The sequence below is a fragment of the Streptomyces monomycini genome (genome assembly GCF_022271435.1).
Classification (GTDB): Bacteria; Actinomycetota; Actinomycetes; order Streptomycetales; family Streptomycetaceae; genus Streptomyces; species Streptomyces monomycini.
Genome location: NZ_JAFIQY010000072.1, coordinates 1 through 21813, shown reverse-complemented (window position 1 = coordinate 21813; position 21813 = coordinate 1). Strand labels below are relative to the sequence as shown.

The window sequence follows — 21813 nt, the reverse complement described above, 5'->3', positions numbered from 1 at the left end:
CCTCACCTGCCGAGGTCAAGACGCTGCAACTGGCGTCCGGCGTCCCGGTCATCCACCTGATCCGCACGGCGTACGACACGGAGAAGCGGGCCGTGGAGGTCTGCGACACGGTGATGGCAGCGGACGCATACGTCCTCTCCTACCAACTCCCGGCCACCTGACCGACGGTGCGCGAGGCCACTTCCTCGGACTCGTACACCTCGACATGCATACTCGTATAGACGAGTGGGCCAGTGGTGTGGCAAGGTGGTTGCGTTCGTCCGTACTCTGGCGCGGACGATGCTCCACGACTTGATGACTAGATGAGTAGGCAAGAAGGAGGAGACGCGATGTTTTCGCCCAAGTACCCCTCCAACCCGACGCCACCGTCTGTGAGCACACCTCGGATGGTGGACGGCTCGGCACCCGCGCGGCGCTTCGTTCCACAGGCCTCTGTCAGCACAGGAGCGGTCGTGATCGTTCTCGTTGGTGGAGTCGTGCTGATCGCACTCCTGGCCGCCGTCGCGGTCTCGGCGGTGTGCACGGCCGTCACCGCGATGGCTCTGCGTTCGCTGCTTCGAGACCAGCACCGCCACTGACCCTTCAAGAAGCGGCTACAGGACAGCGACAAGCCCCCTACTCGCGAAGAAACCGCAGGCAGGGGGCTCGAAAGCTGGGGCTTACTTCTTCTTGCCCTGGTTCTTGACGGCCTCGATGGCGGCCTTGGCGGCGTCCGGGTCGAGGTAGGTGCCGCCCGGGGTCACCGGGTGGAAGTCGGCGTCGAGTTCGTAGGAGAGGGGGATGCCGGTGGGGATGTTCAGGCCGGCGATGTCGGCGTCGGAGATGCCGTCGAGGTGCTTGACCAGGGCGCGGAGCGAGTTGCCGTGGGCGGCGACCAGGACGGTGCGGCCGGTGGCCAGGTCCGGGACGATGCTGTCGTACCAGTACGGCAGCATACGGACGACGACGTCCTTGAGGCACTCGGTGCGGGGGCGCAGGTCGCTGGGGATGATCGCGTAGCGCGGGTCGTCGATCTGGGAGAACTCGGCGTCGTCGGCGAGGGCCGGCGGCGGGGTGTCGTACGAGCGGCGCCAGAGCATGAACTGCTCCTCGCCGAACTCGGCCAGGGTCTGGGCCTTGTCCTTGCCCTGGAGCGCTCCGTAGTGGCGCTCGTTCAGGCGCCAGCTGCGGTGGACCGGGATCCAGTGGCGGTCGGCGGCCTCCAGGGCCAGCTGCGCGGTGCGGATGGCGCGCTTCTGGACGGAGGTGTGTACGACGTCGGGGAGCAGGCCGGCGTCCTTGAGCAGCTCACCGCCGCGGACCGCCTCCTTCTCGCCCTTCTCGTTCAGGTTGACGTCCACCCAGCCGGTGAACAGGTTCTTCGCGTTCCACTCGCTCTCGCCGTGGCGAAGGAGGATCAGCTTGTACGGTGCGTCGGCCATGTCTTCGAGCGTAATCCACATTCGGCCATGGGCTCGCCGCGGCCCGCGTTGAGGGGGGAGGGGAGGGAGCGGGGTGGGGATGGGGGTGGTGGCACGATCGCGCGGCGCGTGTGGGTTCGGGAGGGTGGTCGGAGGCCGGTCGCGGGAGAACGGGCGGCTCTGCGAGTGACGGATCCGGACGGGGAGTGACGGGATGGCGACGACCTGCACGCGGCGTGCTTGGGTGATGGCGGGAGTGGGGGCGGGGGCCGTTTCGGCTCTGGCCTTCCTCGCGCCGGCGGGTGGCGGGAGTGAGGTTGTGGCCAGTGCTGGGGGCGCTCGGGGTGGGGTGCCGGTTCGTATGACGTTGCCCGCGCCCACCGGGCCGTACGGGGTGGGGATCGCGCCCCTCCGCCTGGTGGACGGCGGACGCCGTGATCCCTGGGTGGCGGAGCGGGCGCAGCGGGAGCTGATGGTGAGTGTCCGCTACCCGGCTCGGGCGGTGCGCGGGCATCCGCGTGCGCCGCAGATGCTGCCCGGGGAGGCGGCGGCCTTCGAGGCCTGGAGCAACTTCTCGGCGGACATTCCGAAGGGCACGGCCGACTGGGCCGCCACCCGTACGCATGCGCATCTGGACGCGCCGGTCGCGCCGCACGGTGGGCGGGGCTTCCCGGTGGTGCTCTACTCGCCCGGCGCGGCGGACCCGCGCTCGCTCGGGAGCATGCTCGGTGACGAGCTGGCGTCCCGGGGGTACGTCGTCGTGAGCATCGACCATACGTATGAGGCGCCCGGGGTGCAGTTCCCGGACGGGCGGGTGGCGTACAGCCGGATGCGGGAGGAAGCCGGCAAGGCGCAGGGGCCGGAGCAGATGACCGCGTTGTTGAAGAAACTGACGGCGGTGCGGGTGGCCGACACCCGGTTCGTGCTGGACGAGTTGGGGCGGTCGGTGGTGCTGCCGCGGATGTTGAGAGGGGTACTGGACCTGCGGGCGGCCGGGATGTTCGGGCAGTCCGGGGGCGGGTTCACGGCGGCGCAGGCGATGCATGACGACCGCCGGATCAGGGCCGCGGTGAATCTGGACGGCGTGATGGGTTACACCCAGCGGGACGATGATCCTGCCCATCCGTCCACGGTCGGTACGGACGGGTTGGACCGTCCGCTGCTCCTCATGGGCAAGGAGGGCGACGATCACCACACGGTCGCGTCCTGGAAGGCGGTGTGGGAGAACAGTTCGGGGTGGCACCGGGATCTCACCCTGGTCGGTGCCGCGCATGCGAGTTTCACGGATGCGCAGTGGTTGGTGCCGCAGTTGGCCCAGAAGGGGGGGGTGGGGGTGGGCTGCCGCGGGCCGTCGTCGAGAAGTTGGTGGGTACGGTCGCGCCGGAACGGTCGGTGGCGGCGCAACGGGCTTATGTGACGGCGTTCTTCGATCGGTGGCTGCGCGGGCGGGGCACGGACAGCGGGTTGCTGGACGGGCCGTCGGGCCGCTTCCCGGAGGTCCGGTTCGTACGGTGACCGGGGGCGGAGGCGTTACGCCGGCGGGCGCTGGGTCAGGTGGCTGAAGGCTTCGAGGTTGCGGGTGGACTCCCCCCGCGCGACCCGCCACTCGTACTCCTTGCGGATGGCGGAGGCGAAGCCCATCTCCAGGAGGGTGTTGAAGCTGCCGTCGGCGTTCTCCAGGACGGTGCCGAGGATGCGGTCGAGTTCGTCGGGGGTGACGGCTGCGAGGGGGAGCTTGCCGACGAGGTAGATGTCGCCGAGCTTGTCGATCGCGTAACTGACGCCGTACAGGCGGGTGTTGCGCTCCAGGAGCCAGCGGTGCACGGCTTCGTGGTTCTCGTCCGGGTGGCGGACGACGAAGGCGTTGATGGACAGCGAGTGCTTACCGACGATCAGGGAGCAGGTCGTGGAGAGCTTGCGGGTGCCGGGCAGGGTCACCACGTACGTACCGCCGGTGGGCGATTCCCACGTCAGGCCGGCCTCGTCGAGAGTCTCCTCGATCACCTGTCGTGCCGCGTCGTCAGCCATGGGGTGATCGTAGGTGACGTCGTCGTTCCTGCATCGCGGCGGTGTACACCTCGGCGGTCGCGGCGGCGGCGGTGTCCCAGCCGAAGGACCGGGCGTGCCGGGCGGCGGCGCCGCCCATCCGGCCGGCCAGCGAGGTGTCGCGGGCGAAGCGTCCGAGGGCGCGGGCGTAGTCGGCCGGGTCGTGGCCGGATATGAGGAAGCCGCTGACGCCGTCGTGCACGGCCACCGGCAGGCCGCCGACGGCGGCGGCGATCACCGGGGTGCCGCAGGCCTGCGCCTCGATGGCGACCAGGCCGAAGGATTCGCTGTAGGACGGCATGACCAGGACGGACGCGGCGCGGTACCAGTCGGCGAGCTGCTCCTGGCCGACCGGCGGGCGGAAGCGGACGACGTCGGCGATGCCCAGGCGGGCGGCCAGCTTCTGCAGCCCTTCAGGCTTGGCCAGGCCGCTGCCGCTGGGCCCGCCGACCACCGGGACGACCAGGCGCGAGCGCAGGGACGGGTCCTCGTCGAGCAGGACGGCGACGGCGCGCAGCAGGATGTCGGGCGCCTTCAGCGGCTGGATGCGGCCGGCGAAGAGGGGGATCAGGGCGTCCTGGGGGAGGTCGAGGCGAGCGCGGGCGGCCGCGCGGGAGGCGGCGGTGTCGGACATGTCCTCGCCGGTCCCCGGGGCACCCGGCCCCATGGGCCGGAAGCGGTCCAGGTTGACGCCCGGGTGCACCACGGCGACCTTGTCCGGCCCGGCCTCGTAGTGCCGCATCAGCTCGGCGGCTTCCTCGTCCGTGTTCGCGATCAGCCGGTCGGCGGCGCGCACGATCTGCGTCTCGCCGATGACGCGCGCGGCGGGTTCGGGGGTGTCGCCCGCGGCCAGGGCGGCGTTCTTGACCTTGGCCATGGTGTGCATGGCGTGGACGAGCGGGACGCCCCAGCGCTCGGCGGCGAGCCAGCCGACGTGCCCGGAGAGCCAGTAGTGGGAGTGCACCAGGTCGTAGTAGCCGGGGCGGTGGCCCGCCCACGCCTGCATCACGCCGTGCGTGAAGGCGCAGAGCTGGGCCGGCAGCTCCTCCTTGGCCAGGCCCTCGTACGGGCCCGCGTCCACGTGCCGGACGAGGACGCCGGGGGCCAGCTCGACGGCGGGCGGCAGGGTGCCGGTCGTGGCCCGGGTGAAGATCTCGACCTCGATGTTGAGGGAGGCGAGTTTCCTGGCCAGCTCGACGATGTAGACGTTCATGCCGCCGGCGTCACCGGTGCCCGGCTGGTGCAGCGGGGAGGTGTGCACGCTCAGCATGGCGACCCGGCGCGGGCGGCGGGCCGCGCCCGGCAGGCGCAGCCCTGAGCGGCCCGGGAACGGACCGTGGGAACGGCTGCGGAGCCTGGACACGTATTGGCTCACTGCGGGCTACCTCCTAGCCGGTACGGCCTGGGCCGGGGCGTGCGGCGCCTCCGAAGCCCGTAACAACGGAGTCCGCGCATCCATTTCCTTGTGAGCCCGCTCTCTTTTCACTTTGCCAAAGCGTGACCTCGTGGGGTGGGTGGGGGAGGTGGGGACGCGAGCACCGAGGGGGGCCGGGTCCGGTGGGCACAGAGGTGGCGGTGAGGTTGACAGGTACGGAGGTGGAGACGGGGCCGGTGGGTGTGGAGGTGGGGCCGGGGCCGGTGACGCATAAGGTCAGGACATGGTCCGCAGCTCGTCCGCCTCTCCCCCGCCCTCCCGCCCCCTCGGGAACGCGACCCGCGGCACCACCAACCCCAACCGGCTGCGCCGCATGGACCGCTGGATCGCCGCCACCCACGCCGCCGCACTGCGCCGCGGCCCCGCCCCGGTCGCCGTGGACCTCGGATACGGCGCCGCGCCCTGGACCGCGGTGGAACTGCTGGCCCGGTTGCGTACGGTCCGGGCCGACGTCCAGGTGGTCGGTGTCGAGATCGATCCGGCGCGGGTCGCCGCCGCGGCGCCGTACGCGTGCCCGGGGCTGGCCTTCGCCCACGGCGGGTTCGAGGTGCCGCTGCCGGGGCGACGGGCGCCGGTGCTGATCCGGGCGGCGAACGTGCTGCGCCAGTACGCGGAGGACGAGGTGCCCGCCGTGTGGGAGCGGCTGTGCGCGCGGCTGGCGCCGGACGGGCTGCTGGTGGAGGGCACCTGTGACGAGATCGGGCGGCGGCACGTGTGGGTGGCGCTGGGGCCCGGGGGCCCGCGCACGGTGACCTTCGCGGCCCGCCTGAGCGCCCTGGAAACCCCGTCCGACCTGGCCGAACGGCTGCCGAAAGCGCTGATCCACCGCAATGTGCCCGGCCAGCCCGTGCACGCGTTCCTGCGCGACTTCGACCGGGCGTGGGCGGCGGCGGCCCCGTACGCCTCACTGGGCGCGCGGCAGCGGTGGATGCGCAGCGTCCTGGCGTTGAGTACGGCGTGGCCGCTGGCCGACGGGCCCCGGCGGTGGCGGCAGGGGGAGGTCACCGTGCGGTGGGAGGCGGTCGCGCCGGTGTGAGGCGGGCGCCTGCGGGACGACTGGGCTCATGAGCCCTCGCCGCGCTCCGGCCCGGCCGCCCCGCCGGAGGCAGGCCGGGCCGGGACCGCACCTCAGTGGGAGATCTGCTTGCGCGAACTCCCTCCCGCAATTTCGATCTTGCGTGGCTTGGCCCGTTCCGCGACCGGGATGCGCAGGGTCAGCACGCCGTTCTCGTACGCCGCGTCCACCCGGTCGCTGTCGAGCGAGTCTCCGAGGAACAGCTGCCGGCTGAACTTGCCCGCCGTACGTTCGCTCGCGATCAGCTCGGCGCCCTCGGGGGCGGTGGGGGTGCGCTCGGCGCGGACGGTCAGCACGTTGCGCTCGATGTCCAGGTCGATGGTCTCCGGGTCGACGCCCGGCAGATCGAAGTGGATCACGAACTCGTCCCCGGACCGGTAGGCGTCCATCGGCAGTGCGGCGGGACGGGCTGTCGTCCCCAGCACCTGCTGGGTGAGCCGGTCGAACTCGCGGAACGGATCGGTACGCATGAGCATCACGGGTCATCTCCTTCCGAAGGCAGTGGGTGCGATGCCCTTCTGCCTTCTGTTGTAGCTCGGAGAAGGAAAATTGACAAGCCTCGACTCAGGGTTTCTGATGCACGGCGTCGGGGCGGTGCGGGAATGCGCCCACGCCACCCGTAAAAGGCCAGCTCAGAGGGGTGTCCCGGGCCCCCGTTGGAGAGCCCCCAGCAGCGCGTCCACCAGCTGCCGGTCCCGTTCCTGGGTCAGGATCCGGCGGGCCTGGGCCGGGGGGAGCCACAGGAGGCGGTCCACCTCGATGCTCGGGGTGAAGCTGCCGTGGGCGGCTTCGGCGGCCCAGTAGCGGACCTCCTTCGGGCGGCCGTTGGCGAGGTAGTGCGTGCTGGGGAGCCGGGCGCCGGGGTGGCATTGCCATCCGGTCTCCTCGGCGACCTCGCGGAGGGCGCCGGCCAGCCAGTCCTCGTCGCGTTTGAGTTTGCCCTTCGGGTGCGACCAGTCGTCGTACTTCGGTCGGTGTACGAGGGCGATCTCCAAGCCGTCGCTCGTGGCGGAACGGCGCCACAGGACGCAGCCGGCCGCGCGGACGGGTTTCGCGGGCACCGCCATCTGCTCCGTCACCCCTTCCGCACCGAAGAGCCGGGCTCGGGTGCGGGGAGCCAGACCCGGCCGAACACGTAGCGGGCCGCTTCGGCCTCGTGCCGCTGGTCGGCGTGCAGGACGCCGAGCGCGTAGGCGGTGGCGGGGGCGATGCGCGGGGTGCGGGCGGCCGCGGCGGCCGCGGCGGCGGCTTCGGCGGCGTCCCGATGGCGTTCCAGTGCGCGGCCGGCTTCCGCCAGGCGCGGGTCGGTGTCGTCGGGGTCGGTCACTTCCTGGGCGTACCGGCTGAGGCGGGCCAGCAGCCGTACCTGGTGCCAGGGCGCGTCCTGCCGGGAGCCGGCAGCGAGGGCGTCGGCGTTGTACGCCTGCCCCGCGCGGGCGAGCGGCAGGGCCGCGACGGCCTCGGCGAGGCGCCGGTGGGCCTGTTCGGCCAGCGGGAGCAGGGCGTCCGGCGCGGGCCGGTCGGCCGTGGCGGTGAGCGGCACCTCCGAGGCGAGCACGGCCACGGCGTCGGCGACGGCGTGGAAGCGGGACGAGCCGAGCGCCTGGAGGGCGGCGGAGTGCGCGCGGGTGCGGGCGAGGGTGATCTGCCGTTCCAGCAGGGCGCCGGCGCGCGCGGCCCCGGTGGACAGCAGGGATTCGGCCGCGTCGGGTTCCGCCGTGTCCCGGGAGGCAGCGGCGGCGGTGGGACTGTTGGGGTCGGTGTGGGCGGTGAGGCGCTGGAGGGCCCCCAGCAGCCGGTCCAGCCGTGCCGTTCCGGCGTGCTCGCGGGCCAGGGTGCCGGACAGCCAGGCCAGTTCGCCGCGCAGGTGGTCGGCCCACCTCTCGTCCGTGAGCGGGCGGAAGGTGTGCAGCGCGCCCCCGATCCGCCGGGCGGCGGAGCGGAGTTGGCGGGCCGCCTCACGGGTGCTCTCCGCGTCCGGTCCGCTCTCGCCGTGGGCGCGCAGGCTGCGCAGGAAGTCCGTCGCCCGGTGGTGCAGGTAGGCGGCGAGGACGTCGCGGGCGGTGCGTCCGGTCAGTGCGGAGCCGTCGGTTCCGTACGGACGCGGGCCGCTGCCTGGGTACGGAGGCCCGCCGGGCCGCGGAGGCCCGTCGGCCAGGGCGGCAGGCGCGCCGCCGGGCACGTACCGGAGCGGGGGGAAGTCATGTCGCTGAGCCACGCCGGCGCCTCCGGGCGTCAATGAGCAGTTCCTGTACGTTGCGCAGCGGCGCGCCGTCCGCGTCGACCGCGTGCCGGGTCCAGTTGCCGTCCGGGCCCAGGTGCCAGGACGAGGTGGCGTCCGACGTGCCGGTCTCCAGGAGCCGGCTGAGGGCGGCGCGGTGGGCCGGGTCGGTGACCCGTACCAGCGCCTCGATCCGCCGGTCGAGGTTGCGGTGCATCATGTCGGCACTGCCGAGCCAGACCTCGGGTTCACCGCCGTTGCCGAAGGCAAACACCCGGGAGTGTTCGAGGAAGCGGCCGAGCACGCTGCGGACCCGGATGTTCTCGCTGAGCCCTTCGACGCCGGGCCGCAGGGCACAGATGCCGCGTACCCACACATCGACCGGCACACCGGCCTGGGAGGCACGGTACAGCGCGTCGACGACGGCCTCGTCGACCATCGAGTTGACCTTGACGCGGACGTAGGCGGGCCGCCCGGCACGGTGGTGCGCGATCTCTTTGGTGATGCGCTGCACGAGACCGTCCCGCAGGGACTTGGGGGCGACCAGCAGCCGCCGGTAGGTCTCCCGGCGGGAGTAGCCGCTGAGCCGGTTGAAGAGGTCGGAGAGGTCCGCGCCGACCTGCGGGTCGGCGGTCAGCAGCCCCAGGTCCTCGTACAGCCGGGCCGTCTTGGGGTGGTAGTTGCCCGTCCCCACGTGGGAGTAGCGGCGCAGCATCTCGCCTTCCTGGCGGACGACGAGCGACAGCTTGCAGTGCGTCTTGAGGCCGACCAGCCCGTAGACGACATGGCAGCCCGACTCCTCCAGTTTGCGGGCCCACTTGATGTTGGCCTGCTCGTCGAAGCGCGCCTTGATCTCGACCAGGACGAGCACCTGCTTGCCGGACTCCGCCGCGTCTATCAGGGCGTCGACGATCGGCGAGTCGCCCGAAGTGCGGTACAGGGTCTGCTTGATGGCGAGGACGTCCGGGTCGGCGGCGGCCTGCTCCAGGAACGCCTGGACGGAGGTGGAGAACGAGTCGTACGGGTGGTGCAGCAGCACGTCACGGGCGCGCAGCGCGGCGAAGATGTCGGGCGCGGACGCCGATTCGACCTCGGCGAGGTCGCGGTGGGTGCCCGCCACGAACTTGGGGTACTTCAGTTCCGGCCGGTCCTGGGCGCCGATGCCGAACAGGCCGGTCAAATCCAGCGGGCCGGGCAGCGGGTAGACCTCGGAGTCGGAGACCTTCAGCTCCTGGACGAGCAGGTCCAGTACGGCCGGGTCGATGGACTCCTCGACCTCCAGGCGGACCGGCGGCCCGAAGCGGCGCCGCATCAGCTCCTTCTCCAGCGCCTGGAGGAGGTTCTCCGCGTCGTCCTCCTCGACCTCCAGGTCCTCGTTGCGGGTGACCCGGAACATGTGGTGCGCCCGCACCTCCATGCCGGGGAACAGCTCCTCCAGGTGGGCGGCGATCACGTCCTCGATGGGCACGTACCGCTGCGGCGCGGCCTCCAGGAAGCGGGAGAGCAGCGGCGGGACCTTGACCCGCGCGAAGTGGTCGTGCCCGCTGACCGGGTTGCGTACGACGACGGCCAGGTTCAGGGAGAGGCCGGAGATGTACGGGAACGGGTGGGCGGGGTCGACGGCGAGCGGGGTGAGCACCGGGAAGATCTGCTGGCGGAACAGGGTGAACAGGCGGGCCTGCTCCTTCTCGGTCAGCTCGGGCCAGCGGATCAGGTGGATGCCCTGGTCGGCCAGCTCGGGGGCGACGTCCTGCTGGTAGCAGGCGGCGTGCCGGGCCATGAGCTCGCGGGAGCGGGTCCAGATGAGGTCCAGCACCTCGCGGGGCTGGAGGCCGGAGGCGGAGCGGGTGGCGACGCCGGTAGCGATGCGGCGCTTGAGGCCCGCGACGCGCACCATGAAGAACTCGTCGAGGTTGCTCGCGAAGATCGCGAGGAAGTTGGCCCGTTCGAGGAGCGGGGTGGCCGGGTCCTCGGCCAGCTCCAGCACCCGCTCGTTGAACGCCAACCAGCTGCGTTCGCGGTCCAGGAAGCGCCCGGGCGGCAGCTCCGCGCCGTCGGCGCCCGCCGCGCCGGTCTCCTCGTAGTCGTCCAGGTCCGCGTCGAGGTCGGGTTCCAGCTCGGGCACCGGCACGGCGACCGCGTGCGGGCGGTGCGCCGCTATGGAGCCCACCGACGGCTGCGCGGACGGCGGCAGGTGGACCGCCGTCCGGGACGTGGTCGGCTCGGTCCGGTCCGTGTCCTGGGCGCTGGGCTGCTGGTTCATGGCCTTATTCTTCCGCGCCGGGGGCCCCGTCAGCCCGTCGGACGGAGCCGGTACGGGTTCCGGTACGGGGCGCAGGCGGCGGCCGGCGGCATTCGGGACAGCGGGCTGCATCCAGCGATGCTCGCAAGCGACGTTGAATCGCCGGTAACGCGGACGTGGCGGCCAGGCAAGCGGGCCGCTACTCCCCGGTGTTTACATTCCCGTGCCTTGCGTTTCCGGGGGCGCGCCCCCTGGGGCGCGCAAAGGGGCGCGCGGACGCTCCGGCGTACGCCCCCCTGTGCGGCCCCCGCCCCGGGTCCCGGGACACCGGGGCATCCAGGCGCTCACACCACCCGCACGCAGCACGTGACGACGGCGCCCAGCGGCCGGGGACCGCTGCCCGGGCCGACCTCCAGCCCGTCCGTCAGCTGCCGTACGGTCCACAGCCCCCAGCCCGTCGGACTGCTCAGCTGCGGCGGCCGCTCGGGGATGACGGACACGTCGAAGCCCGGCCCGCTGTCGGAGACGCAGCAGCACACCAGCGCCCCCCTGCGGTAGAGCTTCAGCAGCCCGCCTCCCCCCGCGTGCCGGATCGCGTTGTCGGCCAGTTCGTTGGCGGACAGCAGCAGGGCGTTGCGGCGGCTCCCGGCCAGCCCCAGGCGGGCCGCGTACTCCCCGAGCACGACACGCAGCCGCGGCAGGTCGGCCGAGGTGAAGTCGGTCTCCAGGCGGTGGTCGGCGGCGAGGTGCACGCGCGGCCCTGGCGGCCTCTGCGGGCCCCCGGCGGGGGAACCCTGGGTCGTCGGTCCCATGCGTCACTCGCCTTCCACGGTCAGCTGCGGGATGTCGAGCGCCCCCAGAAGCAGGAACGTGTGGGCGTGTATGCCGTCGCACCGGATGACGACACGTCTGCCGTCCTCGGCGGCCATCCGCAGTACGGCCCGTGCGCAGTAGACGTCCAGGAAGGACAGCTCGGTGAGGTCCAGGACGACGCGCGGCTCCTGCGACTCGGCGATCCGGCGCAGTGCGTCGTTGAACGGTTCACGGGTGGACAGGTCGGCCTCGCCGACGAGCCGCAGCCCGTACGTGCCGGAACCGGGCTCCGCGATCGGCAGGACCAGCAGGGTGCCGGGGCCTTTCAGCAGGGCGGTGGGGTGACCGGCCGCCGCCCGGTCCAGGACGTCGCCGCTGAACCGGGTCTCGTCGTACGTGCAGATCTCGGTGTAGTGCGCGTCGGTGAACAGGTAGTGGCAGCCCTTGCTCTCCCGCCACAGGACCTGTTCGACGTCGGCGCCGAAGGCCGCCACCCAGGCCATGTCGATGGCGCTGCGGACCGTCGGGTACCCCTCGTGCAGCGCCTCCTCGACCTCTCGCCGCAGCCCGGCCATCTGCCGCTCCACCGAGATCTCCCGGGGCCGCCACATCCGGTCCATGGTGAGCAGCTTCAACTGGCCGCGCTTGAGCGGCGGTCCGACCGGCGGGCCGTACGCCTCCAGGTGCTCCAGTACGGTGGCTGCGGGCACCGCGGGGTCGGCGAAGAGCAGCACCCGCTCCCCGCGGGTGATGCCGGTCTGCGCGAACGAGCCGATCGTGGACCAGCGCGACTCCTCGTCCGCGTAACTCGCGAAGGCGTGGTCCCCCGGCCGCAGGCGCTCCACCGGCACGATCCGGGTGTGCTCTTCGGCATGGAAGGGCAAGGAACTCTCCTACGTCTGCCGCCATTTCGGCCCGGCCGTACCGGCGCACCGCATTCGGGCGCGCCGAGTGCGGGCACTCAGCCGGGAGGGTAGCGGGACGTACGGCGCCGCCGGGCCGAAGGACGGAACGGCGGCGCCCATGGATCACTGTGCGGCGGAAGACGACCGGTTGCGGTCGTCTTCCGTTTCAACGAGGGCGGCAGTACGCCGGGTTCTGTGCGACAGCCGACGAGGCGCTCCGTGTGCTCATGCCTCCGCAGGCTCCGGGCTCCGTACGCTCCAGGCACCGCGCGCGCCGGAGCCGCGTACCCCGGAGCCGTCCGCTCCGCGGCCGCGCGCTCCGGAGCCGCGGGTCCCGGAGCGCGCTCACGTCTCCGTGCGGTACATCAGGTCCGTCTCGTGCGTGGTGAAGCCGAGCCGCTCGTAGACGGTCACGGCGGGCACGTTGTCCGCGTCGACGTAGAGCATCGCCGTCGGCACGCCCTGCCCCGCCAGGTGCCGCAGCCCGATCGCGGTGAGCGCCTTGCCGAGCCCGCCGCCCTGCGCGTCCGGCCGCACGCCGACCACGTACACCTCGCCCAGGCCCTCCGACGCGTGGATCTTGGTCCAGTGGAAGCCGATCAGCCGGCCGTCCCGCTCCGCGAGGAAGAAACCCTTGGGGTCGAACCACGGCTCGCCCTTGCGGTCGTCCAGGTCCCGCTGGGTCAGCGAGCCCTGCTCGGGGTGGTGGGCGAAGGCCGCCGCGTTCGTCTCCAGCCACGCCGCGTCGTCGCTGCCCGGCTGGAAGGCCCGTACGGACACCCCTTCCGGAAGAATCGGTTCCGCCAGGTCCAGGCCGCTCAGCGGGCGGCGCATCTGCCGCAGCTCGCGGAAGAGCGTCATGCCGAGGGTCTGGGCGAGGTGGCGGGCCGCGGAGTGGCCGCCGTGCGCCCACACCCGCAGGCGGCGGCCGGACTGCTCCAGCAGCCCGGTGCCCAGCGCGCGCCCGTGGCCGTGGCCCCGGTGCGAGGGGTGCACCACCAGTTCGGCGGCGGGCGCCTCCACGGGGTCGGTGTCCTCCAGCTGTGCGTACCCGGCGAGCACCCCGGCCTCGTCGTCCGGCCCACCCGGTACGTACAGCAGCAGGTGCCGTACGCCCTCGCGCCGCCCGCCGCGCAGCTGGAGCCGCCCCTGCTCGGACACGGCGGACTGCCCGTCCGCCGCCGCGGCCTGCTCGATCAGTGCGAGGGCGGCGGCGGCCGCGTCCGGCGTCAGCTCGTCCGTGACCTCGACCCGCCGGCCCGTCCGGCTCTTGTCCTGTGCTGCGTCAGTCATGCTTCGAAGCGTACGGCCCGGGCGCCGGTACACCCGATGGACACCGGCCCGCCGCCTGTCACCCCTGTTCCGCTACGCGCGTTGACCGTAGGCTGCGTCCGCTCGGACACCTGCCCACAAGGGAGACCCTCCTCATGTCACCGAGACCGCAGCGGCGGCGCACGACGCGCAGACTGACGGCCGGAGCGGCGGTGCTCGCCGCCGCTGTCGGCATCACGGCCGCGGCTCCGGCCGGCGCCGAACCCGCCGCCACCGCCTCCACCGCCGCCTCCACCGCCCACGCCCGCCACACCGGACACGGGCACGGCGGAGGCCACGCCGCCCGCACCGTCGACGTGCAGCTGCTCTCCTTCAACGATTTCCACGGCACCCTGGAGCCCCCGCAGGGCTCCGCCGGAACCGTCGAGGAGCAGCAGGCCGACGGCAGCAGGAAGAAGATCGAGGCGGGCGGCGTCGAGTACCTGGCCAACGCGCTCCGTACGGCGCGCAAGGGCCACCCGTACTCGGTCACCGCGGCGGCCGGCGACATGGTGGGCGCCAGCCCGCTGCTCTCCGGGCTCTTCCACGACGAGCCGACCGTCGAGGCCATGAACAAGCTGGGCCTGGACGTCACCTCCGTCGGCAACCACGAGTTCGACGAGGGCCGCGCCGAACTGACCCGCCTTCAGAAGGGCGGCTGTCACCCCACGGACGGCTGCTACCAGAAGGGCAAGCGCTTCAAGGGCGCGGACTTCCCGTACCTCGCCGCGAACGTCACCGACGAGAAGACCGGCCGCCCGATCCTCAAGCCGTACACCGTCTGGAAGCACAAGGGCGTCAAGATCGGCTTCATCGGTGTGACGCTGGAGGACACGCCCGGCGTGGTCAGCGCCAACGGCGTCAAGGGGCTGAAGTTCCACGACGAGGCCGAGACCATCGACCGGTACGCCAAGGAGCTGGACCGGCAGGGCGTGAAGTCGATCGTCGCGCTGATCCACGAGGGCGGGCTGCCCGCCTCCACCGCGTACGACTACGACTGCGACAGCCCCGGTCCGGGCGCCGGCATCTCCGGGCCGATCGCGGAGATCGCCAAGAAGGTCACGCCGAAGGTGGACGCGCTGGTCACCGGCCACACCCACCAGGCGTACGCGTGCACGGTCCCGGACCCGTCGGGGATGCCGCGCACCGTCACCTCGGCGGCCTCGTTCGGCAAGCTGTACACGGACACCACGCTCACGTACGACCGCCGTACCAAGGACATCGTCCGTACGTCGGTGAAGTCGGCCACCGCGCGCAACCACGTCGTCCACCGCAGCCAGCCCAAGGCCGCGGACATGACCGCGCTCATCCAGCGCTGGAACAAGCTCGCCGGGCCGGTGGCGAACAAGCCGGTCGGCCACATCGCCGCCGACATCCCGGGCCGCGGCGCGGCGTCCCCCGAGTCGCCGCTCGGCGACCTGATCTCCGACGCGCAGCTGGAGGCCACCCGGGCCACGGACAAGGGCGGTGCGCAGCTCGCCCTGATGAACCCCGGCGGCATCCGCTCCGACCTGGCGTACAAGGCGTCCGGCAGCGAGGGGGACGGCGTCGTCACGTACGGCGAGGCGTTCACCGTGCAGCCCTTCACCAACCTGACCAATGTCGTCACCCTCACCGGAGCGCAGCTGCTGACCACGCTCCAGCAGCAGGTCAGCGGGGCGAACGAGGCGTCGCCCAAGATCCTCCAGGTGTCCAAGGGGCTGACCTACACCCTGGACCTGACCAAGACCGGCGCCGACCGCGTCGTCAAGGACACGGTCCGGCTGGACGGCGCACCGCTCGACCCGGCGAAGAGCTACCGCGTCGCCATGAACGAGTTCCTGGCCGGCGGCGGTGACGGCTTCGCCGTCCTGAAGGAGGGCAAGGACAAGTACGTCGGCCCGTCCGACCTGGACGCCCTGACCGCCTACCTCACCGCGCACTCCTCGGCCGACGCGCCGCTGGCGCCGCCGAAGGCGGACCGGATCACGGTCGTGAAGTAAGGGCGCAGACGGCTCGCGTACGGCCCGGCGGGGTACTACCGCCGGGCCGTGCACGTCCGTTCGGCATCCCGCCCGCCACGGGATGTCCAGAACGAACAGCGCGCCGGCCCCGGCAACTGGCTACCCTCAGCGATCGCGCATCTCTCCTCCGATCCCCCGACGCTCGAAGGACACGCCCATGCCGACGGACTCCCGTCCCCGCACGTCCCCCGCACGTCCGCGCACCTTCCCCGCGCGTCCCCGTCTGCGCCTGGCCGCCCTCGCGCTGAGCGCCGCGCTTCTGGGCGCCGGGGCTCCCACCGCGTACGCGGCGCTGACCGACGGGGAACGGCCGGCGGCCACGGCCGCCGCGGCGGCCCAGAAGACCGTGGAAGGCCGCCCGTACATCGAGACCAGCCTCCTGTTCGGCACCGCCCGCCCGGACGGCGGCCCGCCGGTCACCGACAAGGAGTTCCACGCCTTCGTCGACGCGTTCGTCACGCCGCGCTTCCCCGACGGCCTCACCGTCCAGGACGGTTACGGCCAGTACCGCGACGCGCACGGCACGATCGAGCGCGAACGCTCGTACGAGTTGATCCTCCTCTACCCCACCTCCCAGGCCGGCCCCAACACCCCCAAGATCGAGCAGATCCGCGCCGCCTACATGAAGCGCTTCGGCCAGGAGTCGGTGGCCCGCATCGACGACCGGGCCCGAGTCGACTTCTGACGGAGCGGCAGCCCGGCCTCCGGCCGACCTGTGCCCCCTAACCCCCCCTTGGCCTCCGCCAGGGTGTGCGCGACCAGCGCGTTGGCGTGCCCGTGCCCCATCCCGTGCTCACCCTTGAGCCAGCCGACCAGCTCCATGTGCCGGCTCAGCGGCGCAGCACGCAGGAGCTCTTTCCACTCGGCTATCGGACGCCCGTACTTCTTCTCGATCGACGGGAAGTAACCGGCCGGCCCCTTAACTGCCTTGGCTGCGTTGTCAGTCATGCACGAAGTCTGGCACCCACCACTGACAACGCCTGTGGCCTGCGCGGAATGATCGGAGGCTGATGCGCCCTCCCCCGGACCGCGGAAGCAGTTGCTTCCGCGGGCGGCCGCCGGGGCCGTGGTCGTGCCGGCCACGGTACGGCCGTGGGGCAGTCGGTGTCCGGTGTGGACGATCCGGCTGCCCCTGTGGTTCGGGACGGCGATGCTCGTCGCACGGGGTGTGCCCGGCCTGGTCGAGAACGTGACGACGGCGACCGGGCTCATCCCGCGCGGGCTGCTCGGGAAGGCGGCGGAGTCGGCCGATACCGGGTCGGGTGGGTTCTGGACCGGTGTGGCCGTCAACGGCTACTTCTTCGCGGGGGCAGTGGTGCTGCTGCCGGTGGCCGTGGCGTTCGAGCGTGCCACGGCCGCCCGACGGGTCAGCGGAAGTCGGCCGCGTGGTCGCGGGCCCACTGCTCGAAGGTGCGGGCCGGGTGGCCGGTGACCTTCTGGACGGTGTCGGTGATCGGCGGGGTGGTACCGACGGTGGTGGCGAAGAGGCCGAAGAGTTCGAGCAGGGCTTCCTTGGGCAGGACCGGAGTCGCGCGCTCCTCGGCCACCTGCTCGGCGGGGGCCACCTCCAGCCGGGTCGGACGGCCGAGGACGCGGCCGATGTCGGCGACCTGTTCCGCCCGGGTGCGGGCCTCCGGGCCGGTGACCACGTACGCCTGGCCGGTGTGGGCGCCCGTACGGTCCAGGAGAGCCACCGCGGCGACGGCGGCGAGGTCGTCCTCGTGCACCGGCGAGGTGACCGCGTCCGGCAGCGGGTCGCGCACCACGCCGCTCTCCCTGATCTCCTCGGCCCACAGCAGCGCGTTGGCGGCGTACGCGCCGCCGCGCACGAAGGTCCATTCCAGGCCGGAGGCCCGGACCGCGCGCTCGGCGACGCTGTGCATACGGGAGACGAAGTTGTCGTCGTCCTCCGGGCCGTCGGTGACGGCTATCGAGGAGTTGAGGACGATACGGCGCACGCCGGCCCGTACCGCCGCCGCGACGATCGCGGGGCCCGCGTCTCCGCCGCCCGCGGCCAGGTTGAGGAAGAGGGCGTCGGCGCCGCGCAGGGCCGGTTCGAGCGCGGCCGGGTCGGTGAGGTCCGCCCGTACCGTCTCGGCGCCGGCCGGCAGCCCGGCCCGCTCGGGGTCGCGGGTCAGGGCCCGTACGGAGGCGCCCTCCGCGAGCAGCCGCCCGACCAGACTCCGGCCGATGTTGCCGGTGGCCCCGGTTACTACGATCATCGCTGCGCCCTTTCAGGAGGCGTGGTACGCGTGGTGACGTCCGCGTGCTGACACAGGGGTGCCGTCACTGGTCAACGCCTGGTCGCGGCGGGAATTCCCGGACACCGCGGCGGCGTCGGCGGGTTCCGGCCGAACCGACGGGACAAGCCCGCGCATATCTCACTTACCGCCAGTAGGACTTGCGTTCGAGGGTTGTCGCCATGGTGGGATGGCCTGATGCGTATCCCCACCCGCATACCCTCACCCTCCTCGAACCCCTCCCCCACACCGAACACATCGGAACCACGGACAGCAGCTGACATGGCCGGTACGGACGTCCCCGGCAGCGGCGACCGCCACGACGCCGGCAGCGGCGACAGCGGCGACAGCGGCCGCGAAAGCGGCATACGGGACACCGCTCGGTTCGAGAAGATCAATCCGTATGCGGATCTGGCCGCCCTGGCCGATCCCGAGCCGGAGCCCGGTGCGGACGGGACGACGGGCCCCGCGCCGCTCACCCGGCGTACCTACCTCAACGAGCGCGACGACAGCGACGACCCGCTGGGCCTGGGCCTGCGCTCCGACGAGGACGACCCGCACGCCTGGACACCGCCCAACCACCGCCGCCGCAAGCGCGGGATCAGGCGGTTCGCGGCGGTGTCGAAGACGGTGAAGCTGCTGATCGCGGTCCTGGTGTGTGGGGCGTTCCTGGCGCTGGCGGACCGGTTCGCCGTGCTGTACGCGCAGAACAAGGCCGAGGAGCAGCTGAAGAACTCGCTGCACCTGAACGCCAACCCGGAAGTGGACATCAAGGGCTTCCCCTTCCTGACGCAGGTGCTCGGCAAGCGCCTCGACCAGGTGGACGTCACCGTGCCCGACCTGGCGGCCGACCGGGTGTCGCTGGCCAAGGTCGAGGCGAGCGCGCGGGACGTACGGCTCGACGGCGACCTGCCCGCCTCCATCACCGGCGCGACGGTCGGCACCGTGCGCGGCACCGTCCTGCTGTCGTTCGACGACATGAACCGGGAACTCGGCGCCTCACAGGTCCGGTTCAGCGAGCTGGGGCCCAACTCCGTGCGGGCGGTCGGGCAGCTGCCCATCGCCGGGCACGAGCTGCGCGTACGGGCGGAGGCGCACATCCGGCAGGCCGGGGACCGCGGGATCTCCACCGACATCGGCAAGATGCGCCTGGACATCGCCGACGTGGCCGTCTACCGGCCCGGCACCGGCAAGGAGGAGGGGCTGCGGCTGACCCGCAAGGCCGCGGCCGAGGTGAGCCGGCAGGCCGCCAAGGTGAAGTCGCTGCTGGCGGTGCCGGCCATCGCGGAGCGCCTGGGCATCCCGCAGCAGGCCATCGACGACGCGCTGCGCAACGAGAAGAAGCTGCACGAGCTGACCGGCGCGCCGCGTTTCATCGAGCAGCTGATGCAGGTCAACCTGGTCGATGTCGTGGTGGACCACCCGTGGCTGCTCCAGAAGGTCGGCATCGACCCGAAGGTCCTGGGCGCGCTGTCCGGGCTGACCAAGCCGCAGCTCGCCGACCAGCTGTCGCTGTCCTTCCGGCTGCCGGACACGCCCGGTGACGTGCGGCTGCGGGACATTTCCGTGGAGAAGGACGGGATCCGGGTGAAGATCTCCGGTTCCGGGCTGCCGATCGGCAGCGCCGCGAAGGGCAAGAAGTAGGCCATGGCCGCGGGGCGCACGCCCCGCGGCCACCGGCTACGGCAGGTCCGGCGGCGGCGTGGCCGCTCCCGGCAGGCTCAGTACCGCCTCCGTGCCGCCGCCCGGCGCCGCACGCAGTTCGACGGCGCCGCCCGCCTGGTAGGCCGTACGGGCCACGATCGACAGCCCGAGGCCGCTGCCCGGCAGGCTGCGGGCGGACGGCGACCGCCAGAAGCGTTCAAAGACGTGCGGCAGTTCCTCTTCCGGGATGCCGGGGCCGTGGTCGCGTACCCGCAGTTCGCCCTTGTGCAGGGCCACCTCGACAGCACCGTCCTCCGCGCTGAACTTGACCGCGTTGTCCAGCAGGTTGACCACCGCGCGCTCCAGGGCCGCCGGCTCCCCCCGTACGTACCAGGGGTCCAGCTCGGCGGTGATGTCCAGCGAGGGGCCGCGGAGCCGGGCGCGGCGCAGGGCCGAGTCCACGATGTCGTGCAGCGCGACGACCGGCACGGAGGCCGCGCCGCCCGGCCGGGCCTCCGGTGTGCGGGAGAGTTCCTGGAGGTCGCCGATGAGCGCGGCCAGCTCACCCATCTGGGCCTTCACCGAGGACAGCAGCGCCTGTTTGTCGTCGGCGGGCAGCTGCCGGCCGGACTGTTCGCTGCGTACCAGCAGGTCGATGTTGGTGCGCAGCGAGGTCAGCGGCGTCCGCAGTTCGTGCCCGGCGTCCGCGATCAGCTGCTGCTGGAGGTCGCGGGAGGAGGCCAGTGCGGCGGTCATGGAGTTGAAGGAGCGCGAGAGGCGGGCGATCTCGTCCTCGCCCTCGGCGGGGATGCGGATCGCCAAGTCCTCGGTACGGGCGACATGTTCGACGGCTTCGGTGAGCCGGTCCACGGGTTTGAGGCCGGTACGGGCCACCCACAGGCCCGCGGTGGCGGCGCCGAGGACGCCGACGCCGGTGACGATCAGCAGGATGAGGGCGAGCTGGTTGAGGGGGTCGGTGACCGGGTCCATGGGGGTCGCGACGGAGATCGCGACCTGCGGGCCGAACCGTTCGGTCAGCGGGCCTCCGTAGGAGCGGGTGAGGACCCGCATCTCCTTGCCGTCGTCGGTCCGGGTGGTGTGGAACGACTGCTTGGACAGGCCTCTGGCCACGTCCACGTCCGCCTTCTGCGCGGGGATGGCGGTCTTCGACCACGAGGTGCAGACGTTGCCGTCGGGGGTCACGATCTGGATCGTGTAGTCGGTGGGCACCCCCAGCCAGACGTTCCCGGGCAGCGAACCGGTGCACTTGTCGCCCAGCGCCTGCACGATGCTGGCCGACACGGTCTGGTTGGCCAGCGTCTCGTCCAGCTGCTCGGTCAGCCGGTCCCGGGTCACCAGCCAGCAGGCGGCGGCCGAAGCGGCCACGGCCAGCGCGACGGCGACCGCGGTGAGCAGGGCCAGCCGGGAGCGGAGCGGCAGCATCCGGTAGCGGTGCGCGACGCGCCCCTTCAGGTGCCGCCACACACCACCGTTCGAGGCGGCCGGGCCGCCCTGGGCCGGTGCGTGGCTCATTCGGCGCCGCCTTCGGAGCGCAGCACGTACCCGACGCCGCGCACCGTGTGGACCAGCCGCGGTTCGCCGCCCGCCTCCGTCTTGCGGCGCAGGTACATCACGTACACGTCGAGGGAGTTGGAGGTCGGTTCGAAGTCGAATCCCCAGACGGCCTTCAGGATCTGCTCACGGGTGAGGACCTGGCGCGGGTGCGCGAGGAACATCTCCAGCAGCGTGAATTCGGTGCGGGTCAGCTCGACCTGCCGCCCGCCGCGGGTCACCTCCCGTGTCGCCAGGTCCATCCGCAGGTCGGCGAAGGTCAGCGCGTCGCCCTCGGCGGGCTGCGCGCCGGCCGCCGCCGCGTACGAGCTGCGGCGCAGCAGCGCGCGGATACGGGCCAGCAGCTCGTCCAGCTCGAAGGGTTTGACCAGGTAGTCGTCGGCGCCCGCGTCCAGTCCGGTGACCCGGTCGCCCACCGTGTCGCGGGCGGTCAGCATCAGGATCGGTACGGTCACGCCGCTCGCCCGCAGCCGCCGGGCGGCGGTCAGTCCGTCCATCCGGGGCATCAGCACGTCCAGCACGATGAGTTCGGGGTCGTAGGAGGCGACCTTCTCGACCGCGTCGAGTCCGTCGACGGCCTGCTCGGTGCCGTAGCCCTCGAAGGCGAGGGAGCGCTGCAGCGCCTCCCGGACGGCCGGCTCGTCGTCGACGATCAGGATGCGGGCGGGCTGGTCACCGTGCTCGGCGGGACTCATCGCTGTGACTACCTCGGGTGTGGGTGCGGGCGGCTGACCGGGAATGGTGCGGTCCAGCATGTCAGCCTCGCACGCCGGCGGCCGGGGTACGTCGCTCGGCACGGTCTGGTCGGTGGTCCGCGGGGCGCCCGGTGCGCGGGGGGCGGCGCCGGGGGGCGCGGGCGCGCCGGTCATCTCCGCGCGGCGGCCCGGGGCGGCCGGGCCGTACCCG

The 21813-nt window shown here is 72.4% G+C and carries 20 protein-coding genes and 1 pseudogene; 7 read left to right on the top strand and 14 right to left on the bottom strand.

The window, feature by feature from the left end; all coding sequences use genetic code 11:
• Together JXZ78_RS39415 and JXZ78_RS39410 are read left to right on the top strand one after the other, a co-directional pair.
• Nucleotides 1-161, top strand: a 161-nt coding sequence (locus tag JXZ78_RS39415; RefSeq protein WP_238783245.1) for a UTRA domain-containing protein, incomplete at its 5' end; no start/stop codon positions are given.
• 168 nt (nucleotides 162-329) lie between these two features.
• Entirely contained in the window at nucleotides 330-578 is a 249-nt protein-coding gene (locus JXZ78_RS39410) for a hypothetical protein (RefSeq protein ID WP_030021013.1), read from the top strand.
• A gap of 81 nt (nucleotides 579-659) precedes the next feature.
• Here the strand turns inward: JXZ78_RS39410 and JXZ78_RS39405 are convergent, their stop codons facing one another.
• Nucleotides 660-1421 carry a phosphoglyceromutase gene (locus JXZ78_RS39405; RefSeq protein ID WP_030021014.1) on the bottom strand — a complete coding sequence of 254 codons (762 nt, stop codon included), beginning with the start codon at nucleotides 1419-1421 and terminating at the stop codon, nucleotides 660-662.
• A 340-nt stretch (nucleotides 1422-1761) separates the two neighbouring features.
• On the opposite strand from JXZ78_RS39405, the gene JXZ78_RS39400 reads away from it, so the two are divergent.
• Nucleotides 1762-2817, top strand: a complete 1056-nt coding sequence (locus JXZ78_RS39400; protein ID WP_238783703.1) for an alpha/beta hydrolase family protein — start codon at nucleotides 1762-1764, stop codon at nucleotides 2815-2817.
• 113 nt (nucleotides 2818-2930) lie between these two features.
• Here the strand turns inward: JXZ78_RS39400 and JXZ78_RS39395 are convergent, their stop codons facing one another.
• Nucleotides 2931-3428, bottom strand: a complete 498-nt coding sequence (locus JXZ78_RS39395; protein ID WP_030021015.1) for a type III secretion system chaperone family protein — start codon at nucleotides 3426-3428, stop codon at nucleotides 2931-2933.
• On the bottom strand, nucleotides 3421-4821 hold the full coding sequence (mshA, locus tag JXZ78_RS39390; protein WP_030021016.1) for a D-inositol-3-phosphate glycosyltransferase: 1401 nt from the start codon (nucleotides 4819-4821) through the stop codon (nucleotides 3421-3423). Before mshA ends, JXZ78_RS39395 begins: the two co-directional genes overlap by 8 nt.
• A gap of 283 nt (nucleotides 4822-5104) precedes the next feature.
• Here mshA and JXZ78_RS39385 point away from each other — a divergent pair, with 283 nt between their 5' ends.
• Entirely contained in the window at nucleotides 5105-5917 is an 813-nt protein-coding gene (locus tag JXZ78_RS39385) for a hypothetical protein (RefSeq protein WP_030021017.1), read from the top strand.
• A 92-nt stretch (nucleotides 5918-6009) separates the two neighbouring features.
• On the opposite strand, the gene JXZ78_RS39380 is transcribed toward JXZ78_RS39385, so the two are convergent.
• From JXZ78_RS39380 to mshD, 7 genes are all read right to left on the bottom strand, one after another.
• Nucleotides 6010-6432, bottom strand: coding sequence for an Hsp20/alpha crystallin family protein (locus JXZ78_RS39380; protein WP_030021018.1), 423 nt, complete (start codon nucleotides 6430-6432; stop codon nucleotides 6010-6012).
• A 156-nt stretch (nucleotides 6433-6588) separates the two neighbouring features.
• Entirely contained in the window at nucleotides 6589-7023 is a 435-nt protein-coding gene (locus tag JXZ78_RS39375) for an NUDIX hydrolase (protein ID WP_030021019.1), read from the bottom strand.
• Between the two features lie 8 nt (nucleotides 7024-7031).
• Entirely contained in the window at nucleotides 7032-8195 is a 1164-nt protein-coding gene (locus tag JXZ78_RS39370) for a CHAD domain-containing protein (RefSeq protein WP_030021020.1), read from the bottom strand.
• Complete coding sequence (locus JXZ78_RS39365; RefSeq protein WP_030021021.1) at nucleotides 8158-10440, bottom strand: RNA degradosome polyphosphate kinase; 2283 nt, start codon at nucleotides 10438-10440, stop codon at nucleotides 8158-8160. The genes JXZ78_RS39370 and JXZ78_RS39365 overlap by 38 nt, the downstream gene beginning before the upstream one ends.
• Nucleotides 10441-10763: 323 nt before the next feature.
• Nucleotides 10764-11231 (bottom strand): ATP-binding protein, encoded by a 468-nt coding sequence (locus JXZ78_RS39360; RefSeq protein ID WP_078624349.1) that lies wholly within the window; start codon nucleotides 11229-11231, stop codon nucleotides 10764-10766.
• A 3-nt stretch (nucleotides 11232-11234) separates the two neighbouring features.
• Nucleotides 11235-12116 (bottom strand): MEDS and STAS domain-containing protein, encoded by an 882-nt coding sequence (locus tag JXZ78_RS39355; protein WP_050502608.1) that lies wholly within the window; start codon nucleotides 12114-12116, stop codon nucleotides 11235-11237.
• Between the two features lie 366 nt (nucleotides 12117-12482).
• Nucleotides 12483-13430: a mycothiol synthase gene (gene mshD, locus JXZ78_RS39350; RefSeq protein ID WP_030021024.1), complete on the bottom strand. Its 948-nt coding sequence runs from the start codon at nucleotides 13428-13430 to the stop codon at nucleotides 12483-12485.
• 134 nt (nucleotides 13431-13564) lie between these two features.
• Here mshD and JXZ78_RS39345 point away from each other — a divergent pair, with 134 nt between their 5' ends.
• Complete coding sequence (locus tag JXZ78_RS39345) at nucleotides 13565-15430, top strand: bifunctional metallophosphatase/5'-nucleotidase (RefSeq protein ID WP_033038224.1); 1866 nt, start codon at nucleotides 13565-13567, stop codon at nucleotides 15428-15430.
• A 178-nt stretch (nucleotides 15431-15608) separates the two neighbouring features.
• On the top strand, nucleotides 15609-16136 hold the full coding sequence (locus JXZ78_RS39340) for a DUF3574 domain-containing protein (RefSeq protein ID WP_050502609.1): 528 nt from the start codon (nucleotides 15609-15611) through the stop codon (nucleotides 16134-16136).
• Between the two features lie 53 nt (nucleotides 16137-16189).
• Here the strand turns inward: JXZ78_RS39340 and JXZ78_RS39335 are convergent.
• Nucleotides 16190-16399 (bottom strand): annotated as a pseudogene (locus JXZ78_RS39335) (DUF4287 domain-containing protein); the annotation flags it as partial.
• Between the two features lie 419 nt (nucleotides 16400-16818).
• On the bottom strand, nucleotides 16819-17673 hold the full coding sequence (locus JXZ78_RS39330) for an SDR family oxidoreductase (RefSeq protein ID WP_030021028.1): 855 nt from the start codon (nucleotides 17671-17673) through the stop codon (nucleotides 16819-16821).
• A gap of 300 nt (nucleotides 17674-17973) precedes the next feature.
• Between JXZ78_RS39330 and JXZ78_RS39325 the strand changes: the two genes are divergently transcribed.
• A complete protein-coding gene (locus JXZ78_RS39325; RefSeq protein WP_238783702.1) occupies nucleotides 17974-19335 on the top strand; it encodes an LmeA family phospholipid-binding protein in 1362 nt (453 codons plus the stop codon).
• A gap of 36 nt (nucleotides 19336-19371) precedes the next feature.
• Here the strand turns inward: JXZ78_RS39325 and JXZ78_RS39320 are convergent, their stop codons facing one another.
• Entirely contained in the window at nucleotides 19372-20868 is a 1497-nt protein-coding gene (locus JXZ78_RS39320) for a sensor histidine kinase (protein WP_078624351.1), read from the bottom strand.
• A complete protein-coding gene (locus JXZ78_RS39315; RefSeq protein WP_030021032.1) occupies nucleotides 20865-21602 on the bottom strand; it encodes a response regulator transcription factor in 738 nt (245 codons plus the stop codon). Before JXZ78_RS39315 ends, JXZ78_RS39320 begins: the two co-directional genes overlap by 4 nt.
• Nucleotides 21603-21813 lie beyond the last annotated feature (211 nt).

Excerpts from the sequence above, each read along its gene's own strand:
- JXZ78_RS39400 (WP_238783703.1), top strand. The coding sequence starts at position 1,762 with ATGACGTTGCCCGCGCCCACCGGGCCGTACGGGGTGGGGATCGCGCCC.
- JXZ78_RS39380 (WP_030021018.1), bottom strand. The coding sequence starts at position 6,432 with ATGCTCATGCGTACCGATCCGTTCCGCGAGTTCGACCGGCTCACCCAG.
- JXZ78_RS39395 (WP_030021015.1), bottom strand. The coding sequence starts at position 3,428 with ATGGCTGACGACGCGGCACGACAGGTGATCGAGGAGACTCTCGACGAG.
- JXZ78_RS39385 (WP_030021017.1), top strand. The coding sequence starts at position 5,105 with ATGGTCCGCAGCTCGTCCGCCTCTCCCCCGCCCTCCCGCCCCCTCGGG.
- JXZ78_RS39340 (WP_050502609.1), top strand. The coding sequence starts at position 15,609 with ATGCCGACGGACTCCCGTCCCCGCACGTCCCCCGCACGTCCGCGCACC.
- JXZ78_RS39365 (WP_030021021.1), bottom strand. The coding sequence starts at position 10,440 with ATGAACCAGCAGCCCAGCGCCCAGGACACGGACCGGACCGAGCCGACC.
- JXZ78_RS39320 (WP_078624351.1), bottom strand. The coding sequence starts at position 20,868 with ATGAGCCACGCACCGGCCCAGGGCGGCCCGGCCGCCTCGAACGGTGGT.
- JXZ78_RS39410 (WP_030021013.1), top strand. The coding sequence starts at position 330 with ATGTTTTCGCCCAAGTACCCCTCCAACCCGACGCCACCGTCTGTGAGC.
- JXZ78_RS39330 (WP_030021028.1), bottom strand. The coding sequence starts at position 17,673 with ATGATCGTAGTAACCGGGGCCACCGGCAACATCGGCCGGAGTCTGGTC.
- JXZ78_RS39345 (WP_033038224.1), top strand. The coding sequence starts at position 13,565 with ATGTCACCGAGACCGCAGCGGCGGCGCACGACGCGCAGACTGACGGCC.
- JXZ78_RS39375 (WP_030021019.1), bottom strand. The coding sequence starts at position 7,023 with ATGGCGGTGCCCGCGAAACCCGTCCGCGCGGCCGGCTGCGTCCTGTGG.
- JXZ78_RS39325 (WP_238783702.1), top strand. The coding sequence starts at position 17,974 with ATGGCCGGTACGGACGTCCCCGGCAGCGGCGACCGCCACGACGCCGGC.
- mshD (WP_030021024.1), bottom strand. The coding sequence starts at position 13,430 with ATGACTGACGCAGCACAGGACAAGAGCCGGACGGGCCGGCGGGTCGAG.
- JXZ78_RS39360 (WP_078624349.1), bottom strand. The coding sequence starts at position 11,231 with ATGGGACCGACGACCCAGGGTTCCCCCGCCGGGGGCCCGCAGAGGCCG.
- JXZ78_RS39405 (WP_030021014.1), bottom strand. The coding sequence starts at position 1,421 with ATGGCCGACGCACCGTACAAGCTGATCCTCCTTCGCCACGGCGAGAGC.
- JXZ78_RS39315 (WP_030021032.1), bottom strand. The coding sequence starts at position 21,602 with ATGAGTCCCGCCGAGCACGGTGACCAGCCCGCCCGCATCCTGATCGTC.